This is a genomic window from Streptomyces sp. NPDC093795, assembly GCF_044764665.1.
In the GTDB taxonomy this organism is placed as follows: domain Bacteria; phylum Actinomycetota; class Actinomycetes; order Streptomycetales; family Streptomycetaceae; genus Streptomyces.
Map to the genome: position 1 here is coordinate 75,747 of NZ_JBIWIO010000005.1, position 20,069 is coordinate 95,815.

A 20,069-nucleotide genomic window follows, 5' to 3' on the forward strand; every position below is an offset into this window, starting at 1 on the left:
TGCGACGCCTCCGGGCCGGTGGAACGATGGGAGGGATCGGTCGTCACATCCGATCGGTCACGTCCCGGCGCCGGAGCTTTCCGGCGCTGCGCCGAGAGCGCCGGACAGGTGCGGTATGCCGCTCACCGAGACCGAGTGGGGGCTCGTCGTCAGCTGGGTGCGGGACCATCTCCTCGACACCCCGGAGCCACGCGGCCGGTTGCTGCGCGCGGGCCTCCCGGCCGACTTCGTCGAGGATCTGCCGCTCACCCCGGACGCCGACCGGAACGCCCTGCTGGTGGTCGCGGCCGCCCGCCGGGACATCGCCCACCAGCGCCGGCTGCTCTCCGTCCTGGCCGGTCTCGACGCGCTGGCCGCCATCGACGCGCCGCACGCCTTCGAGCAGGGCGCGGAGGCCCGGAACCTGCTCACCCGGCTACGGGAGGACGAGCGGCTCGGGCGCTCCCCGCGGGACCCGTTCGACAGTCTGCTCCTGAAGCACGGCACCGCGGTGTTCCTCGACCGGTCCGAGCTGCGCGAGAAGCTCCGGGGCTTCCTCGCCGACCCGGAGCAGACGGTCCTGATCGTCGACGGCCCCCCGGACAGCGGCCGTTCCTACACGTACGAGCTGATCCGCCACCTCGGGCAGCACTGCGGCTTCCGTCCGGTACGGGTGTCCCTGTCCCGCACGTCGACCGCGGCGCGTCTGATGGAGCGGCTCTCGGCGTTCCTCGCGGGGCCGGAGGCCGACGGCTTTCCGTTGAATCCCACACGGTTGAACGATCCACTGCCGTCCTTCGAGGACGCCGCCCACCGGATCGTCGCCCGCGCGACCGCCGCCGAGGACCGCTTCTGGCTGGTCCTCGACGACTGCGACCGGCTCGACCCGCACACGGACGTGTGGGACGCCATCGGCGTCCTGGCACGGGCGATCTACGAGCACACCCCGGTACGGACCGAGACGGTACCCCGCCTCGTGCTGCTCGGCTACGCCACGACGATGCGTCAACTCCCCTACGAGATACGCAAGAACGAGTGCCGGGACACCACGCGACTCGCGGACGAGGACGATGTACGGCACTTCTTCCGGGAGTTCTTCACCGACGCGGTCACCCCCGGACAGGAGCAATGCGTCCACGAGCTGACCGAGACCGCCGTGGCGGAGACCTTCCGTTCTGTCAGTTCACCGTCATGCGACGACAGTTACATGCGACGGCTGTGTACGGCGGTGGAGGACGTCGTACGGATCTACCGGACCCTCCCGCCGTCGCCCCCGCCCGGGGAGGCGGTCCGGCTGCTGTGCGACGCCCTGCGCGCGACCCTCTCCGCTCCCGCCGCCGCCCTGCCCGACCCCCGCCGCTCCTACCGTGAGGCGGCCTGCCTGCTCCAGGAGTTCGACCCCGCCCTGCTCCGCCTGCCCGGCGAGGAACGGTCCACCGGACGAGCCGTCCTGGAGCTCGTCGACGACTGTACGGCCCTGCCGTCGCCCGGGGCCACGGTCTGGACGCTCAAGCCCGAGATCCGCGACGCGACGCTCGCGGGGCTCGCCGGGCCCGGTGCCGCGCTCGACGTCCTGCGGACCAACATCGGGCTGCGCCCCGAGGGACCCGGCCCGGAACGCACCGCCCTGACGCTGCTCGCCGGCGCTCCCGTCGGCGCGCCCGTCGCGGCGCCACCGACGTCGGCGGCGATGGAGGACGACGAGGTCGAGGAGTTGTCCGACACCCTTCAGGCCGTGCTCTGGCTGGGCCGTGTACCGGGCGTGACCGGTCTGCCCTCCGTCGACGAGATCCAGCACCATCTGGAGGAGGCCCGGCTGCTCCAGCCGCTGCGCCGGCTGATCCGGGGGACCTTCCACGGCCGCGCCGCCGAACTCGACTCCCTCCACGCCTACCTCGCTCTGCCCGAGGAGCCCGCGGAACCCCCGGTACTCCTCCACGGACTCGGTGGCATCGGCAAGAGCACCCTGCTCGCCAAGTTCCTCGTCGACGCCCTGGCCGCCTCCCCCACCGGATTCCCCTTCGCCTACATCGACTTCGCGCGGCCCACGCTCTCCGTCCACGAGCCCGCCACCGTGATCGCGGAGACGGCCCGGCAGATCGGCGTCCACCACCCCGGCCTCCGCACCTCCTTCGAGGCGCTCGCGGACGAGTGCGAGCGGACGGCGGCGGCCCAGCGCGGTGAACGCAACGAGCTCGACGAACTCCGCGGTCTCGCCGGCACCCGGGCCACCCTCGCCCGCGACTACTCGTCCGACTTCCACGCCCGTGCCAGCGCCCGCGAGCAGGAACTCGCCCACCGCCTCGCGTCCCTGGTCGCCGAGGCGGTCCGCCCGGAGCCCGGTGGGAGCGCGCCGCCGTTCCTCGTCGTGATCGACTCCTTCGAGGAGGCCCAGTACCGCGGCTCCCCCGTCATCACCCGGATGTGGGCGATCTGGACGGCGCTCAGGGCCGCCTACTCGCGCCTGCGGTTCATCGTCTCCGGGCGCGCGCCGATCGACCACCCGGCCCGGGTCCTCACCCCGCGCACGATGGAGCTGACCGAGCTCGACCACCAGGCGTCGGTGGATCTGCTCATGTCGTCCGGGGTCCTCGACGAGACACTCGCGGAGGACCTCGCGGACCGGATCGGCGGCCATCCGCTCAGCCTCAAACTGGCGGCCCGGACGGCCGTCGCCCTGGGGACCGACTCCCCCTCACTCGGCGGACTCCTGCGCGGACTGCCGTCCCGGCGACGGTACTTCGACCGCCAGGTCGACCAGATGCTGATCCAGGGCACGCTGTACGACCGCATCCTCAAGCACATCGCGGAGGACGACGTCAGGGCCCTCGTCCAGGCGGGTCTCGCGCTCCGCTTCATCACCCCCGACCTGGTCCGGGAGGTGCTCGCCGGTCCGGCGGGGCTGACCGTCACGACCGCCGGAGAGGCCCGCCGGCTGTACGGGCTGCTCACCTCGCGGGTCGACCTGATGGAGTCCGCGGGGCCCGACGCCATACGGCACCGGGCCGATCTGCGGGCCATCATGCTGCGCCTCTCGGACAGCGCGCGGACCGATCTGATGCGGGCCGTCGACCAGAGCGCCGTCGCATACTACGCGGTCCGCGAGGGGGCCCGGAACCGCGCCGAGGAGATCTACCACCGGCTCCGGCTCGGCGAGAACCCCCGTACCGTGGAAGAGCGTTGGGAACCCGACGTCGCCGCCTACCTCGGCGGGGAGACGCACCGGGAGATGGCTCCCCGCTCGGCCGCGTTCCTGCTCGGCAGGATCGGCGGCCACGTACCCGACCAGATCATGATCGAGGCCGACCAGGAGGACTGGGAGCGGATCGCCGCGCGCGAGGTCGAGGACCTGCTCACCCAGGGGTACGTGGAGGCCGCCGCGCAGCGCCTCGCGGAGCGGCGCCCGTGGACGCCGTGCAGCCGGCTGCACGCTCTGCTCGCGGAGACCCTCGCCCGCTCCGGGCGGACGGCGGAGGCGCGCGCGGGCGCCGAGCGGGCCGTGGACGGGGCGGCGGAGGCGGGCTGCGCGGAGACCCAGCTCGAACTGCTCCAGCTGTCCGCGCGGCTGGCGCAGGACACGGGCGACTTCGCGGCAGCGGACCGGAACCTCCAGGAGGCGGAGGAGATCGCGGCGGGCCTCGGGCTGCGGTACGAGTCCCTGGGCGTGCTGGTCGCCCGCTCACGGCTCGCGGCGCTCGCGGACGTCGACGCCGCACCGACACGGGAGCGGCTGGCCCGGACACTGCGCGGGATGCCCGACGCCGACCTGGCGAGGCAGCCTTCCCTGGCCCGTACGGCGGCGGCCGCTGCCTGCGGGTCGGATCCCCAACTCCTGGAGCACACCCTGAGGTTGGTGGGGCTTCCGGCGGACGAGGACACGGTGGTGACCGAGCTCGCCCACTGGATCGACACCACCCTCACCGACGAGCCCGGCCTCCGCGAGCCGCTGACCCGCATCCTGGAGGAGGCGGCGGGCGGGGCGTCAATCACCGGGGACCGATACCCGTCACCCGTCGCGGACCGATACCCGTCACCCGCCGACGAGGCATATCCGCCGACGGCCGGGGCGGGCTACCCTTCGGCCGCCGAGGAGGCCTATCCCGCCCCGGAGACGGCCGCCCCGCTGGACCTCGCCCGGATCGAGCGGGACCTGTCGGAGGCGCGGCGGCGCGGCACTCTGGACAGCGTCGCCCGGCAGGTGCTGACGCTCAGGGACGGCAGCGGGGACCTGCTGCTCGGGGTCGCCGCCGCGATGGACTCGGGTCCGCTGCCGCGCGGCGCGACACGGCGGGCCGTCGCCGGCCGCGGCGCGTCCTCGCGCGGCCTCTCGTCGTCCGGCGGGGAGCCGGGCCCCCTGGCGGCCACCCGCCCGGGCCAGGGCGGCGCGGGCCTGTGGACGCGGCCTCCCCCGAACGCCGCCGGAGCCGCGCTCCGCTCGGAGCCGTTCCTCCCGCAGCGGGAACTCGTCCGCCTCCGCAACGCCACCATGGAGGCGGGGCTCGCGGACCGGGCCCTGCGCGCCGCCCTGCTCAAGGGCATCCCCCGCTACTTCACGGCCACGCTCGAACCGCTCGACGACCCCCGGGAGCAGGTCCACGCCGACCTGAACGCGATGAACCAGGTCGAGCGGCTGATCGACGGCCTCGTCCCGCTGGAGATCTGGCTGCACAACGCGATCGAGAACACCCATGAACCGGGCCCGCGCGCCGTCCTTCAGGGCGCCCTCGACACCGTGGCCCGTGCGATCACCGGCGAGGCGGAGCTGCCGGCGGACATGATGCCCGGGGAGATGAAGGAGGAGATCGTCCTCCAGGACGACACCGTGCCGTACGAGTTCCTGCACGGCGGCATCCGGGCCGGCGCCTGCGTCGCGCTCCTGCGGATCCCCCCGTACGAGTCGGGCGCCCCGCTCCTCCCCTCGTATCCGCACGGCGGTACGGGCTGGATGATCGCGCCCGGCCTGCTGATCACCAACCACCATGTGGTGATGGCCCGTTCGCACGAGCCGGGTGTCCGTCCGTACGTGAGCGACGAGGATCTGCGGCTCCAGGCGTTGATGTCCCGCTCCCGCTTCGACTTCGTCGAGAACGCGGCGGCCGCGCCGGAGGCGACGGCCGGTGAGCTCGCCGCGTGGGACGCGACGCTCGACTACGCCATCGTGCGGCTCTCCCCCGACCAGGAGCAGCGCCCGATGCTCAGGGTCGCCACCCGGCCGCTGCTCGTCCGGGAGCGGCAGCGCGTCCCGGTCAACATCATCCAGCACCCGGGCGGCCTGCCGAAGCGGGTCGCGCTGCGCAACAACCTGGTCTACCGGGCGGACGAACACGACATCCTCTACTTCACCGACACCCGCGGCGGCTCCTCCGGCTCACCGGTCTGCCTCGACGACTGGACGGTGGTGGGGCTGCACCGGGGGACGCGGAAGGTCGACGAGGTCGAGTTCCAGGGGGCGCGGACACGGTTCGTGAACGTCGGGACCCAGATGAGCAGCGTCCTCGCCCATCTCCGGGATTTCCGGCCGAAGTTGTACGAGGAGATCATGGCGGCCCAGTCGGGGCGGCCGGGCCCCACGAGCGCGACGAACGGAAGGCCGAGGTGAGGGACCATGGCGAGCGGATCACGGAGGGTGTCACCGGTCGCGACCGCCACCGAGCAGATCTTCGGCGATCTGCGGGAGGTCGCCGCCCGGGTGCGCGGGGATCTGGAGGCGGAGATCGCCGAGTCCACGTTCGAACTCCCCGCCGACGTGGCACCGGCGGCCGAGTTCTCCCGCTTCGCCCGTGAGGAGCGGGCCCGCGTCCTGGAGGCCGGGGTCAGCGGTCTGGAGAAGCTGGCCGCGCACCGGGAGGACGAGCTCGACGGGGACGAGGTCTTCGGGGTGGAGGCGATCGTCCTCCTGGAAGGCCGTCCCGCGATCCTGGTCCAGCGCCAGGACTTCGCCCCCCAGCGCGACGAGTGGGCGGTCCTCGATGTCCAACGGCCTTCCATCCGTGAGTCCCTGGCGCGGGTCGGCCGGGTCGAGGTCACCGGGCACCCGCGGCTCGACTGGGTCGGCACGGCCTTCCTCGTCGGCCCACGCACGGTGATGACGAACCGTCATGTGGCGGTGGAGTTCAGCCGTCTCCAGGGCGACGGCGCCCCCTGGGTCTTCGAGTACGGCATGTCGGCGCGGGTCGACCCGGCGGAGGAACTGCCGGTCGACGGCGGGCCGCCGGGGGCCGCCGCCCCGTACGAGATCACGGAGATCATCGGTATCCACGAGGACGTCGACATGGCCCTGCTGCGGGTCGAGCCCTCGGCCGAGGGCGGCCTGCCCACCCCGCTGGCGGTCGCGGCGGACGCCCCGGCGAGCGTCCCAGGCCGGCCGGTGTACGTGGTCGGCTATCCGGCCTGGGACGGCCGGCGCAACGAACCGGAGTCGATGCGCCGGATCTTCATGGACGTCTACAACGTGAAGCGGCTGCAGCCGGGCATGGCGACCGAGTTCACGCCGGGCGGTCTGGTGCTGAAGCACGACTGCTCCACGCTCGGCGGCAACAGCGGCTCCCCGGTCTTCGACCTCGGTGACCACCGCGTCCTCGGCCTCCACTTCGGCGGCCGCTACCGGACGGGGAACTTCGCCGTCCCGCTCTGGGAGCTGGTGGACGATCCCCTGCTCGCCGCGGCGGAGGTCAACTGGGTCTGAGGACCGCCCGGACGCTCAGCCCCGCCCGGCGTCGGTGAGGACGACGGCGAACTCGCCCCGGGCGGTGGTCCCGTCGGGGAGCCGCCACTCGGCGACGACCCGGCCGGCGCCGTCCGGGGCCGAGTCGGTACCGGCGCGGAGGACACGCCGTACCCGCAAGGTCAGCGGTGCGGACGCGCCGGGCGCCCGTACCACCACGTCGGTGTGGTCGGCGCCTTCCGTGACCCGTACGAGCTCCACGTCGGCCGCGTCCTCCGCCGGGACGGGAGAGACGGTGACGGTGGGGTCGAGGGCGCCGGTCTCGGACTGGGCCTGGGCCTGCGCCCGGCCGGTGAGGAGCGCGTACAACTGGGCGACGAACACCGGGTCGTGGGTGGCGTCGTGGACCCAGCGCTTTCCGAGGACGCCGTGCTCCATGGTCCCGATCAGGGCGAGCTCGGCGCCCGCAACGGGCCCGGAGCGGTACGTCATGGGGGCGAGGTACGTGACGGCCGCGTCGCCCTCGCCGTCGGTCACCACCATGAGTTCGATGCCGACCTCGCCCGCCGGGTCGTCGAGCCGGAAGCCCCCGGCCTTCACCGGCCGCGCCTCCGTGCCGGTGTACCACTCCCGGGCGGGGAGCCACTCCGTGAGCAGTTCCAGCTTGGTCGGCTGCAGGGTGGTCTGGTGGATGACGGCCATCGTGCGGTCTCCCTCTCCTCCGTGATCCGGGCCTCCGCAACGTAACAGAACGCGTCGGGGGGTCCAGCCGACCCCGTCGACCGTCCTCGTGGCAGAGTCTTGGGGGTACGGCCGACCGTTGGAGGAGCGAATCATGGGACGAGTGACCGCGCGGCGGCGCGTCCTGCGCGTGCGAGATGGAGAAGCCTCCTACCGCCCGGACACGCTGGCCGCCGAGGAGCCGATGGAGATCCGCGTCGGCGGACGCCCGCTGACCGTCACGATGCGGACCCCCGGCGACGACTTCGACCTCGCCGCCGGGTTCCTCGTGAGCGAGGGCGTGGTGCACACCGCGGAGGACGTGGCCGGAATCCGCTACTGCGCCGGCGCCACCGCCGACGGAAGCAACACCTACAACGTGGTCGACATCGGCCTCGCCACCGGCGTGGCCGCTCCCGACGCGTCACTGGAGCGGAACTTCTACACGACCTCGTCGTGCGGCCTGTGCGGCAAGGCCAGCCTGGACGCGGTCCGCACCACCGCCGCCTGGACCGTCGCCGAAGATCCCCTGCGGATCAGCACCGACACCCTCGCGGCGCTCCCCGACAAGCTACGGGCGGCCCAGCGGGTCTTCGACACCACCGGCGGCCTCCACGCCGCCGCACTCTTCGCACCCACCGGCGAACTCCTCTGTCTCCGCGAGGACGTCGGCCGTCACAACGCCGTCGACAAGGTCATCGGCCACGCCCTGCGCGAAGGACACCTGCCCCTCCGCGGCACGATCCTCATGGTCAGCGGCCGCGCCTCCTTCGAACTCGTGCAGAAGGCCGCCATGGCCGGCATCCCCCTCCTCGCCGCCGTCTCCGCCCCCTCCTCACTCGCCGTCGACCTCGCGGCCGAAACCGGCCTCACCCTCGTCGGCTTCCTCCGCGGCACCTCCATGAACATCTACACCCACGACGAACGCCTCGACACCGCATAGGTCCCTGGCATGACGCCGCCAACGACCCCAGGCTGTCGCCCGAGCACCAGGGCGAGCTGCGCTTCTACCGAGGTCTCGGTACGGGCGCCCTGGCGGCCGAGGCGCAGACCGACGGCAACTGGGAGGGGAAGCCGGGAGCGGGCTACCGCCAGTCGTCCCAGGGCGGCGGCTCCTCCATCCCGTCCATGTCGTAGGGCGGCTCCTCGTCGTACGGCTCCGCGGACTCCGGAGCCGCGGGTACGGACTCGGCAGCGGCGACGCCCGCCGAGGGCGCGGCGGCGGGCTCGGGAGCAGCGGTGGCGCCGCACTCCGCCAAGGCGGCCAGGACGCCCTCGGCGTACTTGGTGAGCTTGGCCTCGCCGACGCCGCCGATGGTGCCGAGTTCCTCGGCCGTGGCGGGCAGTCGCGTCGCGATCTCGCGCAGTGTGGCGTCGTGGAAGACGACGTACGCCGGTACGCCCTGCTCGCGCGCCGTCGCCGCCCGCCAGGCGCGGAGGGCCTCGAAGACCGGCACGGCAGCCGCCGGCAGGTCGACCGGCACCCGGGCGCCCTTCCCCGAGCGCGCCCCGGACTCCTTGCGGGCGGGGGCGGCCGGCGCCTTCTCCTTGCGCATCGTGACGGTGCGGCTCCCGCCGAGCACCTCGCCGCTGTCCTCGGTGAGCACGAGCGTCCCGTAGTCGCCCTCCACCGCCAGGAGTCGCAGCGCGAGGAGCTGACGGACGACCCCGCGCCACTCCGCCGTCCCCAGGTCCGCGCCGACGCCGAACACCGAGAGCGCGTCGTGGTCGAACTGGATGACCTTGGCGGTCTTCTTGCCCTGAAGGATGTCGATGATCTGTCCCGCGCCGAACTTCTGGCGCCGCTCCTTGGCGAGGCGCCACACGGTGGAGAGCAGCTTCTGCGCGGCGACCGTGCCGTCCCAGGACTCGGCCGGCGTCAGACAGGTGTCGCAGTTGCCGCAGGGCTCGCCCGTCTGCCCGAAGTACGCGAGCAGCCGTACGCGGCGGCAGTCGACCGTCTCGCAGAGCGCGAGCATGGCGTCCAGGTGCATGGCGAGTGCGCGCCGGTGCTGCTCGTCGCCCTCGGAGCCGTCGATGAGCTTGCGCTGCTGGACCACGTCCTGGAGGCCGTACGCCAGCCATGCCGTCGCCGGTTCGCCGTCGCGGCCGGCGCGGCCGGTCTCCTGGTAGTAGCCCTCGACCGACTTCGGCAGGTCGAGGTGGGCCACGAAGCGCACGTCCGGCTTGTCGATGCCCATGCCGAAGGCGATCGTCGCCACCACGACGACCCCGTCCTCGCGCAGGAAGCGGGCCTGGTTCGCCGCGCGCGTACGGGCGTCCATGCCGGCGTGGTACGGCACGGCGTCGATGCCGTGCTCCACGAGGAGGGCCGCGGTCTTCTCCACCGAGGCGCGGGAGAGGCAGTAGACGACTCCGGCGTCCCCGTCGTGCTCGGTCCTGATCAGTTCGAGCAGCTGCTTGTGCGGGCTGTTCTTCGGGACGATGCGGTACTGGATGTTGGGCCGGTCGAAGCCGGCGACGAAGTGCCGGGCGTCCTCGAGGCCGAGCCGCGCCGCGATCTCCTTGTGCGTGGCCGCGGTGGCCGTCGCGGTCAGCGCGATGCGCGGCACCTTGGGCCAGCGCTCGTGCAGCATGGACAGCGCGAGGTAGTCGGGGCGGAAGTCGTGGCCCCACTGGGCGACGCAGTGCGCCTCGTCGATCGCGAACAGCGACACCTTGCCCCGGTCGAGCAGCCGCTGGGTGCCCTCGGTGCGAAGGCGCTCGGGGGCCAGGTAGAGCAGGTCGAGCTCGTCGGCGAGGAAGGCCTGCTCGACGGCCTGGCGCTCGTACGGATCCTGCGTCGAATTGAGGAATCCGGCCCGCACCCCGAGGGCCCTGAGCGCGTCCACCTGGTCCTGCATCAGGGCGATGAGCGGCGAGATCACGACGCCCGTGCCGTCTCTGACGAGGGCCGGGATCTGGTAGCACAGCGACTTGCCACCGCCGGTCGGCATCAGCACGAGGGCGTCGCCGCCGCCGACGACCTGCTCGATGATCTCCTGCTGCTCCCCTCGGAAGGAGCTGTAGCCGAAGACGCGGTGGAGGGCACCCGCTGCCTCGGAGATCTCGGCGGAATCGTCGGTAAGGACCATTCACCCACCCTATCGGCCGACAAGGACACCCCCGGCGTCTCCGCCGGAACCTGTGGACAACCGGAACCTGTGGACAACCCTCCGGGCGGCAGGTCACCCTCTGAGGCAACGTGCGGGGCGAACCCCGCGTCCTTCCTGGCAGGGGACGCGTCGGCCGACACGACACCCCGGCCCCAGGGAAGAGGACACACCATGAGCGACAAGGCCCGCACTCTCTTCGACGCGCTCGACCTCGACCACGACGGGACGCTGACCCGCGCCGAGGTGATCAGTGCCCTGCTGGCCAAGGGCCCGACCCTCGCCGCGCAGGGAGTGATCCCCTTCTGGGGCGTGGGGAACGCCGACGACTCCTCGGCCCTGTTCGACGCGGCCGACCAGAACGGCGACCGCGTCCTGTCGTTCGAGGAGTTCGCCGCACTGGTGGACCGCCGCTTCGGCTGGTGACCCGGGCGCGCCGTACATCACCGCCCGCTCACCTGCCCGGGGGCGTGTACGTATTGACCGGAGCGGCACCCCAGGGGCTACAGTCCTAAAAACTTGCGCCGCTAGTTTAAGGCCTTCGCCACCCCTTGGAGCCGTGACCATGCGCCCCGTGTACTTCGCCGCCGCCAGGCGCACCCCGATCGGCCGCCTCCGTGGTGCCCTCTCCGGCGTCCGGCCCGACGATCTCGCCGCGACCGCCGTCCGCGCGGTCCTGGACGCGGTGCCGTCGCTCGACCCGGCCCGGATCGACGACGTCTACTGGGGCGCCGCCAACCAGTCCGGCGAGGACAACCGCAACGTGGCCAGGATGGCGGTGCTGCTCGCCGGGCTCCCGGACTCCGTCCCCGGCGCCACCCTCAACCGGCTCTGCGCCTCCGGCCTGGAGGCGGTCACCACCGCCGCCCGGGCCATCGCCTCCGGCGAGGCCGAGATCGTGCTGGCCGGCGGCTCGGAGTCGATGAGCCGCGCCCCCTTCGTCCTCCCCCGGGCCGAACAGTCGCTCCCCCACCACCAGACGATCCACGACACCAAGCTCGGCTGGCGGATGACCAACCCCCGGATGACGGACCTCCACGGGGTGCTGTCCATGGGAGAGACGGCCGAGGAGGTCGCCGCCCGGTACGGCGTCAGCCGCGCGGACCAGGACGCCTTCGCCCTGCGCAGCCACCGGCTCGCCGCCACGGCCCGCAAGGACGGCCTGTTCGACGCCGAGACCGTCCCCGTCACCCTCCCGGACGGGACCGTCGTCACCCACGACGAGTCGATCAGGCCCGACACCACAGCGGAGAAGCTGGCCGCCCTCAAGCCGGTCTTCCGGCCCGACGGCACCGTGACCGCCGGCAACGCCTCACCGATGAACGACGGGGCCGCCGCGCTGCTGCTCGTCACCGAGGACGTCCTCCACGAGCTGGGCCTCGAGCCTCTCGGCCGCTACGTGGCCGGCGCCAGTGCCGGTGTCCACCCGGACGTCATGGGCATCGGCCCGGTCCCCGCCGTACGCCGGGTGCTCGCCCGCACGGGCCGCGCCCTCACGGACATCGACACCGCCGAGTTCAACGAGGCCTTCGCCGCCCAGGCCCTGGCCTGCGTCCGCGAACTCGGCATCGACCCCGACCGGGTCAACCCCCAGGGCGGCGCGATCGCCCTCGGCCACCCGCTGGGCGGCTCCGGCGCCCGTATCCTCACCACCCTCCTCCACCGCATGCACCGCACCGGCGACCGCCACGGCCTCGCCACCATGTGCGTCGGCGTCGGCCAGGGCACCGCGGTCCTGGTCGACCGGGACTGAACGGCCCCGCCCCCGTGGTGTGACGGGGCTCACGCACCCTCTTCGGGATCGGTGTAGACCGTCGAGGCCCTGCCAGGCGTATGCCCGGTGAAGCGAGAGACCCGGGAGTTGCCGTTGACCGTCGAAGAGTTCGAAGCGTTCTACGTCCAGGCGGTCGGGCGGCTCACCGGGCAGCTCTACGTCATGCTCGGCGACCTGCAGGAGGCTGAAGACGTTGTCCAGGAAGCGTTCATCAAGGGGTGGAACCGGCGCCGGCAGCTCGACCGCGACGGCGGACCGGAGGCATGGGTCCGGAAGGTCGCCTGGCGTCTGGCCGTGAGCCGATGGCGCTTTCGACGCCGTACGGCCGAGGCCTGGAGCCGCCGGGCGGCCCCGACCGACATGCCAGGTCCTGGGCCGGAGCACGTGGTGCTGGTCGAGGCGCTGCGCACCCTGCCGGCCCAGCAGCGGCGCACCATAGCCCTCCACTACCTGTGCGATCTCACCGTCGAGCAGATCACGGGCGAGACCGGGCTGTCCGCCAGCACGGTCAAGACTCACCTCGGCCGCGGGCGTGCCGCTCTGGCCGACCGACTGCGGGACAACGTGCAGGAGGCTCCCGGTGCATGACGACATCGACGACCCGTCCCTGAGGAGCTTGTTCCGGGCAGCCGCCGATCACGGCCGACGGCACGCCACCCCCCTGCCCATCGCGCAGGTCGTCGAGCGGGGCAGGCGATCACACCGGCGGCGCGTGACCCTCGCCCTGGTCACGGCGAGCGCCGTCGCCGCCCTCGGCGTGGTCACGGCGGTCGGGCTCGTGCCCGCGGACCCCGGCCCCGCCCTGCCCGCGACCAGTCCTTCCGCACCGCAGCCGGGACGCACCACGCCCCCACCGGGGCCCCGGCCCACGGAGACGGAGACGGACCGCTCGTTCCCGCCCACGACCCCGGGCACGACGGCCCTCCACCGCTGACACTTCACGTCCCCGCTTCCGGGACGACCCGCACGTCCGGTGCCGCCCTGCCGCGTACCGCCCGGCCCTGCCACCTCATCACGGGCCCGCGCGGCCCTTCCACGTACCCACGGGCCCGCCGCCCGGGCCTTCACGTACCCACGGAGAGACCTCACCCATGCCTGTCACGGCACCCGCCTCCCCGAGGCATGCCCCCGTAGGGACGGACCCCGCTGCACCCCGGCCTCCCGAGAACGCCCGGCGGGCGGATCGCCCAGGCCGCAGGGACACGCTGCCCGGACGCGCCCTGTCCCGTCTGCGACCGGTCGACCGCGAGGTGCTGTGGCTGTACCTGGTGACCAGGGCGGCTCTGTGGACGACCGCGTACTGCACCCGCCGGCTGTTCCCCACGGACGGCGACGCCCGAACGCCCGAACCGGTGCTCGCGTCCTTCGAGCGCTGGGACTGGGGGCACTTCCTCCACATAGCCCGCGACGGCTACTTCCCGGACCCCGGCCCCGGACCCGGCCAGGGGGACAACAGGGAGGCGTTCTTCCCCGGCTTCCCGCTGCTCCTGCGGGCGGTGCACACCGTGGTCGCCGACTGGACCGTCGCCGGTCTGCTCATCTCCTTCGCCGCCGGCGCGGTCGCCGTGGTGGCGCTGGCCCGGATCGCCGAACTCCATCTGCCCGGCTCGCACACGGGCAGACGCGCCGCCCTGTTCCTCCTGCTGTCCCCCTGCGCGGTCTTCCTCGCCGCCGGATACAGCGAGGCCCTTTTCCTTGCCTTCGCCCTCCCGGCGTGGCTCGCCGCCCAGCAGCACCGCTGGCCTCTCGCCGCGCTCCTCGCCGCCGGTGCCACGACCGTCCGCGTCAGCGGTCTCTTCCTCGCCGCCGCCCTCGCCGTCCAGTTCCTCATGACGGTACGCACGCGGCGACGGCGCGTGGCGCTCCTCGCGCTGCCGGCACTGCCCGCGCTCCTCTACTTCTGGTACCTGTACGAGCGGACCGGCGACTGGATGGCGTGGAAGCACGCCCAGGAGCGCGGCTGGTACCGCCACTTCCGCGCCCCCTGGGAAGCCTGGTCCCAGACCTGGCACGAGGCCTTCGCCCACACCCAGGCCACCGGCTACGCCGCCCTCTTCCAGGCGGACCTCGTCGCCATGCTCGTCGGCCTGGCGCTTCTGGCCCTTCTCGTCCGCCGGCGCCGCTGGCCGGAAGCCGTGTACATCGCGCTGACGTTGTGGGCGCTCGGCACCTCGTACTGGTACATGTCCATCGCCCGCAGCACCCTGCTGTGGTGGCCCCTGTGGATCGGCCTCGCCGTCTGGAGCCTGCGCGGCAGAACGACGACGGCGCTGTACGTCTGCCTGGTCGCCCCTCTGAACACGGTCCTGACCCTCACCTTCCTGACGGGCCGCTGGGCCGGCTGACGGGGCCTCCCCACAGGTTCACACCGGCTGATGCGACACGGCCACAGAGGCCGTCACCTCCCGCCGCTCGAGCTTCTCGGCGACACGGTCGCGGAGAAGCTCGTACTCCTGGCGAAGCCTGCGCCATTCGGTCACGGGCGGGCGGGCGATCACGATGCCTCCCGTGACGATCTCCTCCGGCCCGAACTGCTCGCGGGTGAGGTCGATCTCGATACCCATGCCCAGGCGGTTCCACCAGTGGTAGTCCACACGCTCCCCGTCGACGTGGACCTCCCCCCGGATCAACTCACCTCCCACCAAGTCGTTGAGCACCATGGCGGTCACCCCGCACTGATCCCGGGCCGGATTGTCCTTCGTCCAACGCGACCGGAACTCAGGCGTGCACGTCTCGGCACTCCAACTGCTGCGGACGGCTCGTTCGATGTCGGTGAGAAGCAACGGTGTCATGCCGGTGATCCTGCCAGCAGGCACTGACAACGCACCGGACCTGGCCGGACTCGGCGATAACGGAGGCGCAGTCGACTGGTCGAGGGAGAGGGGCAGGGAGAGGTCGCGTTGATCAACGGCGATGCCCCATGACAAAGTGTTCGCACTTGCATTCCGCGAACAGACGTACGCACGGGGGAATTTCCAACATGGCAGTCACGGTGCCGGACTGGGCGGACACACTGCTCGACCTGGTGGGGGTCAACTGGCCCAACGTCGATGAGGACGCCTACCGGGAGATGGCGGACGCGCTCCGGGAGTTCGCGGACGACCTCGCCGACGACGGCCAGCTCGCCAACAACCACATGGAGCGTCTGCTGTCGTCGGGTCACGGCGAGGCGATGGACGCGCTGAACGAGCACTGGGGCAAGGTCAAGGGCAAGCACCTGAACGACCTGGTGTCCGCGGCCCGGACGATCGCGGGCGCGCTGGACATGGCGGCCGGTGCGATCGAGGCCATGAAGTGGAAGGCGGTCGCGGAGCTCGGGATCCTGGCGGGCCAGACCGGTCTGGCCATGGCGCTGATCCCGGTGACCGGTGGCCTGTCGGCGCTGCTGGGTGCCGGTGCGATCGCCTTCACGAAGAAGCAGCTGCTGAAGCTCATCACGGGCGCGATGGAGGAGGCGGTCGGTCACATCGTCGGTGTGATGACCGAGCCGGCCGTGGCGGCGCTGGAGAACATGGCCGCGGACCTGGTGGTCCAGGTCAGCATGGACGCCCTGGGAGTCCAGAACGGTGTGGACCTCGACCAGACGAAGCAGGCCGGGAAAGAGGGTCTGAACCTCGCCTCCGCCGGAAGCGGAGGCGGAGGCGGAGGCGCCAAGGGCAAAGGCTTCCACATCGAGCACGAAGAGCACGACAACGCCGGCACGAAGCTGAGCGGCGTGAGCGTCGGCATCCACGGCAAGACCACCGGCAAGCTCACCAAGGCGAAGTCCGCGCAGGGCCGTAACAAGGGCCGCGACGACATCGCCAACGCCCTCGACCCCGTCATCGAGAAGGCCATGGGCGCTCTCGTGAAGTCCGCCAAGACCATGGGCGACCACGTCGGCGAAACCCTCCCCAACGCCGTCAAGCGCATATCCAAGGATCACAAGAGCAACGACGACGCCGTCCGCGACCGCCTCGCCCGCGAACGCAAGGACGACGACGGCAAGGGCAAGGACCCCACCGGACACGGGAAGGGCGGCAAGGGGCCCGGCTCCGACACGCGCGCCAGGCCGGAGCCCCTCAAGGACAGCACGTCCGACCCCCGCGGCAAGAGCATCGAGATGCGCGACCGCACCTGCGAAGGCGACCCCGTCGACATCGCCTCCGGTGAGATGACGATGGAGCAGGTCGACCTGTCCCTGGCGGGCGTCCTGCCGCTGCTCCTGCGGCGCACCCATCTGTCGACGTACCGCCACGGTCACTGGTTCGGGCCCAGTTGGGCCTCGACCCTCGACGAGCGGCTCGAACCGGCGCCGTCCGGGCAGGGTGCCTTCTGGGCGCGCGAGGACGGATCGGTCCTGTGGTTCCCGGCGCTCCCCGCGGCCGGTGCGGCGGACCCGGTCCTTCCCGTGGAGGGTCCCCGCGTGGCCCTCCGTCACGGCGACCAGGACGATGCCGTGACCACGTACCGCGTCACCGACCCGCGCACCGGAGTGATCCGCACCTTCGCCGGAAGCCCGTACCACGAGTCCTCGGCGTACTGGCTCACCGAGATCGAGGACCGCGGCGGCAACCGGATCACCATCAGCCGGCGGGGAGACGGCATGCCCACCGCCGTGTCCCACTCCGGCGGATATCTGGCGACGCTCACGGCCGAGGACGGCAGGCTGCGCGAGCTCGCCCTCCGCACGCCCGACGGCCCCCGGACCGTGATGCGCTACGGCTACGACGAGTCGGGCCGACTCACCCAGGTCATCAACTCCTCCGACCTGCCGCTGCGGTTCGGCTACGACCCGGACGGCCGCATCACCTCGTGGACGGACCGGAACGGCTCCACGTTCCGGTACGAGTACGACGTCGAGGGCAGGGTCGCCCGTACGATCGGCCCGAACGGCTACCTGTCGTCGACGTTCGCGTACGACGTCCACCCCTCCACCGGCGACCGGATCACCCGGTTCACGGACTCCACCGGCGGGTCCAAGGTCTACGTCCTCGACGACCGCCTCCACGTCCTCTCCGTGACAGACCAGTCGGGCGGCACCGTCCGCCAGACGTGGGACCGCCACGACCGGCTGGCAACCCGCACCGACCCGGCCGGGCGGACCACGGCGTACACCTACGACGAGCGCGGCAACCTCACCGGAGTCGCGCACCCGGACGGCAGCTCGGCCGGGGTCGAGTACAACGAGCTGAACCAGATCACGGTCGTCACCGGTCCGGACGGTTCGGTGTCCCGGCAGGAGTACGACGAGAACGGCAACCCGGCCCTGTTCACCCGTCCCAACGGGACGACGACCAGGCTCAGTTACGACGCACGGGGCCGCCTCACCGGGGTCGACGACTCGCTGGGCGCCGTGGACCGGGTCGAGAACGACCCGGCGGGTCTCCCGCTCGCGGTGCGCGGTCAGCACGGCGGGGTCACCCGTTACGTCCGCGACGCGTTCGGCCGGCCCGTGCGGATCACCGACCCGCAGGGCCGCAGCACCGAACTGGAGTGGACCGTCGAGGGCCGGCTCGCCCGGCGTACCGATCCGGACGGGGCCGTCCAAACCTGGGCGTACGACGGCGAGGGCAACTGTGTCCTGCACGTCGACGCGATGGGCGGCGAGACCCGCTTCGAGTACACCCACTTCGACCTGGTGAGCGCCAGGACGACACCGGACGGGGCGCGCCACGAGTTCACGCACGACACCGAACTGCGCCTGACGCACGTCACGAACCCGCAGGGCCTCACCTGGTCCTACAGCTACGACCGTGCCGGTCAGCTGACCGCCGAGACCGACTTCGACGGGCGCACCCTCGGCTACACGTACGACGGGTTCGGGCGGCTCGCCTCACGGACCAACGGGGCGGGGCAGACGGTCCGTTACGTGCGGGATGCCGGCGGCCGGATCATCGCGAAGGACGCCGATGGGGCGGTCACCCGCTTCAGCTACGACGCCCGGGGCCGTCTGGCCGGTGCGATCGGCCCCGACTCCGAGCTGTCGTACGTCCGCGATGTCTCGGGCCGGGTGCTGGAGGAGACGGTCGACGGCCGGACGCTGACCCGCGCGTACGACGAGGCGGGGCGCACTGTGCGGCGCACCACGCCGTCCGGGGCGGTCAGCTCCTGGTCGTACCCGGCCGGCTCCACCGCGCGCCTGGACGCCTCGGGATACCGGGTCGACTTCGAGTTCGACGCGTCCGGTCTGGAGACCACGCGGCGCGTCGGCGCCACGCTCACCATCGATCACGCCTACGACGCCGTGGGCCGCCTCACGGGTCAGCACGTCCGGACGGCCGAAGCCGGGCTCGTCCAGCAGCGCGCGTACACCTACCGTCCGGACGGCCACCTCACCGCCGTCGACGACCGTCTGGCCGGTCACCGGCAGTTCGAACTGACCGCACAGGGCCGGGTCACCGGCCTCAGGGCCGAGAACTGGACGGAGCGGTACGCCTACGACGAGGCCGGCAACCAGACGCACGCCTCCTGGCCCGGCGCGGGCACGGCCGATGGCGACCGGGAGTACAGCGGCACCCGCATCGTCCGCGCGGGCGCGATCCGCTACGAGCACGACGCCCAGGGCCGGGTGGTGCTGCGGCAGAAGGCCCGCCTCTCCCGCAAGCCGGACACCTGGCGTTACGACTGGGACGCCGAGGACCGGCTGATCGCCGTCACCACCCCGGACGGCACACGCTGGCGGTATCTGTACGACGCGCTGGGCCGGCGTGTCGCCAAGCGGCGCCTCGCGGACGACGGGGTCACCGTCGTCGAGGAGACGCTGTTCACCTGGGACGGCGACACCCTCTGCGAGCAGTCGACCCGCGCTCCTGGCGCACCGGAGAGCGTCGCGATCACCTGGGACCACGACGGCTCCAAGCCGCTCACCCAGGTCGAACGCCGGTTCCTGGACAGCGCGGAGGTCGACCGCCGCTTCTTCGCGATCGTCACGGATCTGGTCGGCACTCCCCGCGAACTCGTCGACGAGTCCGGCGACATCGCCTGGCGCACCCGCGCGACCCTGTGGGGAACCACCACCTGGAACCGGGACGCGACGGCGTACACCCCGCTGCGCTTCCCCGGCCAGTACTTCGACCCGGAGTCCCAGCTCCACTACAACCGCCACCGCCACTACGACCCCGCGTCGGGCCGTTACGTCTCCCCGGACCCGCTCGGCCTCGTACCGGCGCCGAACTCGGTTTCGTACGTGGAGAATCCGACCAGGTGGATCGACCCGCTGGGCCTGGCGGGATGCCCGCACCGGGGCGCGGACAAGCCCCGGCACAGCGTCGTCCTGGGGCCGAACCGACCGCCCACCCACGCGTCGAACGAACTGGCCCGGTATCTGCGCAACGACCCGGACGACCCGGATCACGACCCCGAGCGCGAGAGGGATCCGGGGGCCCACACGTACAACGGCAACGACTACGCGTACGGCACGCCGCCGGACTGGATGACCAATGTCTCCGGCGCGGTCGCCGACCGGGGGACGAGGCTGTCCATCACGCTCGACGGCATGCCGAACAGCCGTGGCGAGGTGGGGAATTGGAACACGCCGGAAACCATCGTGGAGGCCTTCCGGGAGGCCGCGGTGTTCGGCTCCCAGTTCAACATGAGCCACGAGGACAACTACCCGCCCGCCGGTGTGGGCGGAACCGCGTGGGAGATGAGCGTGGTCGCCCGTGCCGTGCGGCAGTACGACGGCGACGCGGCCTGGGGGGAGCCGGACGAGGAGCGTCTCGGCCGCCCCTGGGAGGAGATCGACTGGTACTCGAACAATGAGAAGATCGAGGTTCCCAAGCCGAATATCCCGGAAATCCAGCCCGACCTTTCGAAGCTTCCGAAGCACATGAGATGA

At 72.1% G+C, this 20,069-nt stretch carries 12 protein-coding genes; 9 read left to right on the plus strand and 3 right to left on the minus strand.

Going from position 1 to position 20,069, the window contains the following annotated elements; genetic code table 11:
• Positions 1-115: 115 nt before the first annotated feature.
• Together ACIRB7_RS15415 and ACIRB7_RS15420 are read left to right on the plus strand one after the other, a co-directional pair.
• Complete coding sequence (locus ACIRB7_RS15415) at positions 116-5,578, plus strand: trypsin-like peptidase domain-containing protein (protein WP_403597874.1); 5,463 nt, start codon at positions 116-118, stop codon at positions 5,576-5,578.
• Between the two features lie 6 nt (positions 5,579-5,584).
• Positions 5,585-6,664: a trypsin-like serine peptidase gene (locus ACIRB7_RS15420; RefSeq protein WP_403597877.1), complete on the plus strand. Its 1,080-nt coding sequence runs from the start codon at positions 5,585-5,587 to the stop codon at positions 6,662-6,664.
• A gap of 15 nt (positions 6,665-6,679) precedes the next feature.
• On the opposite strand, the gene ACIRB7_RS15425 is transcribed toward ACIRB7_RS15420, so the two are convergent.
• Entirely contained in the window at positions 6,680-7,345 is a 666-nt protein-coding gene (locus ACIRB7_RS15425; RefSeq protein WP_403597880.1) for a 1,4-alpha-glucan branching protein, read from the minus strand.
• A gap of 133 nt (positions 7,346-7,478) precedes the next feature.
• On the opposite strand from ACIRB7_RS15425, the gene fdhD reads away from it, so the two are divergent.
• The gene (gene fdhD / locus ACIRB7_RS15430; protein WP_403597883.1) at positions 7,479-8,306 is read left to right on the plus strand and encodes a formate dehydrogenase accessory sulfurtransferase FdhD; all 828 of its coding nucleotides are present in this window, start codon (positions 7,479-7,481) and stop codon (positions 8,304-8,306) included.
• 142 nt (positions 8,307-8,448) lie between these two features.
• On the opposite strand, the gene recQ is transcribed toward fdhD, so the two are convergent.
• The gene (gene recQ, locus ACIRB7_RS15435; RefSeq protein ID WP_403597886.1) at positions 8,449-10,458 is read right to left on the minus strand and encodes a DNA helicase RecQ; all 2,010 of its coding nucleotides are present in this window, start codon (positions 10,456-10,458) and stop codon (positions 8,449-8,451) included.
• A 192-nt stretch (positions 10,459-10,650) separates the two neighbouring features.
• On the opposite strand from recQ, the gene ACIRB7_RS15440 reads away from it, so the two are divergent.
• The 5 genes from ACIRB7_RS15440 to ACIRB7_RS15460 all read left to right on the plus strand — a co-directional run bounded on the left by ACIRB7_RS15440 (position 10,651) and on the right by ACIRB7_RS15460 (position 14,595).
• On the plus strand, positions 10,651-10,902 hold the full coding sequence (locus tag ACIRB7_RS15440) for an EF-hand domain-containing protein (RefSeq protein ID WP_403597889.1): 252 nt from the start codon (positions 10,651-10,653) through the stop codon (positions 10,900-10,902).
• A 139-nt stretch (positions 10,903-11,041) separates the two neighbouring features.
• On the plus strand, positions 11,042-12,229 hold the full coding sequence (locus ACIRB7_RS15445) for a thiolase family protein (RefSeq protein WP_403597891.1): 1,188 nt from the start codon (positions 11,042-11,044) through the stop codon (positions 12,227-12,229).
• A gap of 114 nt (positions 12,230-12,343) precedes the next feature.
• Positions 12,344-12,838 carry a SigE family RNA polymerase sigma factor gene (locus ACIRB7_RS15450; RefSeq protein WP_403597894.1) on the plus strand — a complete coding sequence of 165 codons (495 nt, stop codon included), beginning with the start codon at positions 12,344-12,346 and terminating at the stop codon, positions 12,836-12,838.
• Positions 12,831-13,184 carry a hypothetical protein gene (locus ACIRB7_RS15455; RefSeq protein WP_403597896.1) on the plus strand — a complete coding sequence of 118 codons (354 nt, stop codon included), beginning with the start codon at positions 12,831-12,833 and terminating at the stop codon, positions 13,182-13,184. Before ACIRB7_RS15450 ends, ACIRB7_RS15455 begins: the two co-directional genes overlap by 8 nt.
• Before the next feature lie 157 nt (positions 13,185-13,341).
• On the plus strand, positions 13,342-14,595 hold the full coding sequence (locus ACIRB7_RS15460) for a mannosyltransferase family protein (protein ID WP_403597899.1): 1,254 nt from the start codon (positions 13,342-13,344) through the stop codon (positions 14,593-14,595).
• An 18-nt stretch (positions 14,596-14,613) separates the two neighbouring features.
• On the opposite strand, the gene ACIRB7_RS15465 is transcribed toward ACIRB7_RS15460, so the two are convergent.
• Positions 14,614-15,042, minus strand: coding sequence for a hypothetical protein (locus ACIRB7_RS15465; RefSeq protein WP_403598810.1), 429 nt, complete (start codon positions 15,040-15,042; stop codon positions 14,614-14,616).
• 188 nt (positions 15,043-15,230) lie between these two features.
• Here ACIRB7_RS15465 and ACIRB7_RS15470 point away from each other — a divergent pair, with 188 nt between their 5' ends.
• Positions 15,231-20,069 carry an RHS repeat-associated core domain-containing protein gene (locus tag ACIRB7_RS15470; RefSeq protein WP_403597902.1) on the plus strand — a complete coding sequence of 1,613 codons (4,839 nt, stop codon included), beginning with the start codon at positions 15,231-15,233 and terminating at the stop codon, positions 20,067-20,069.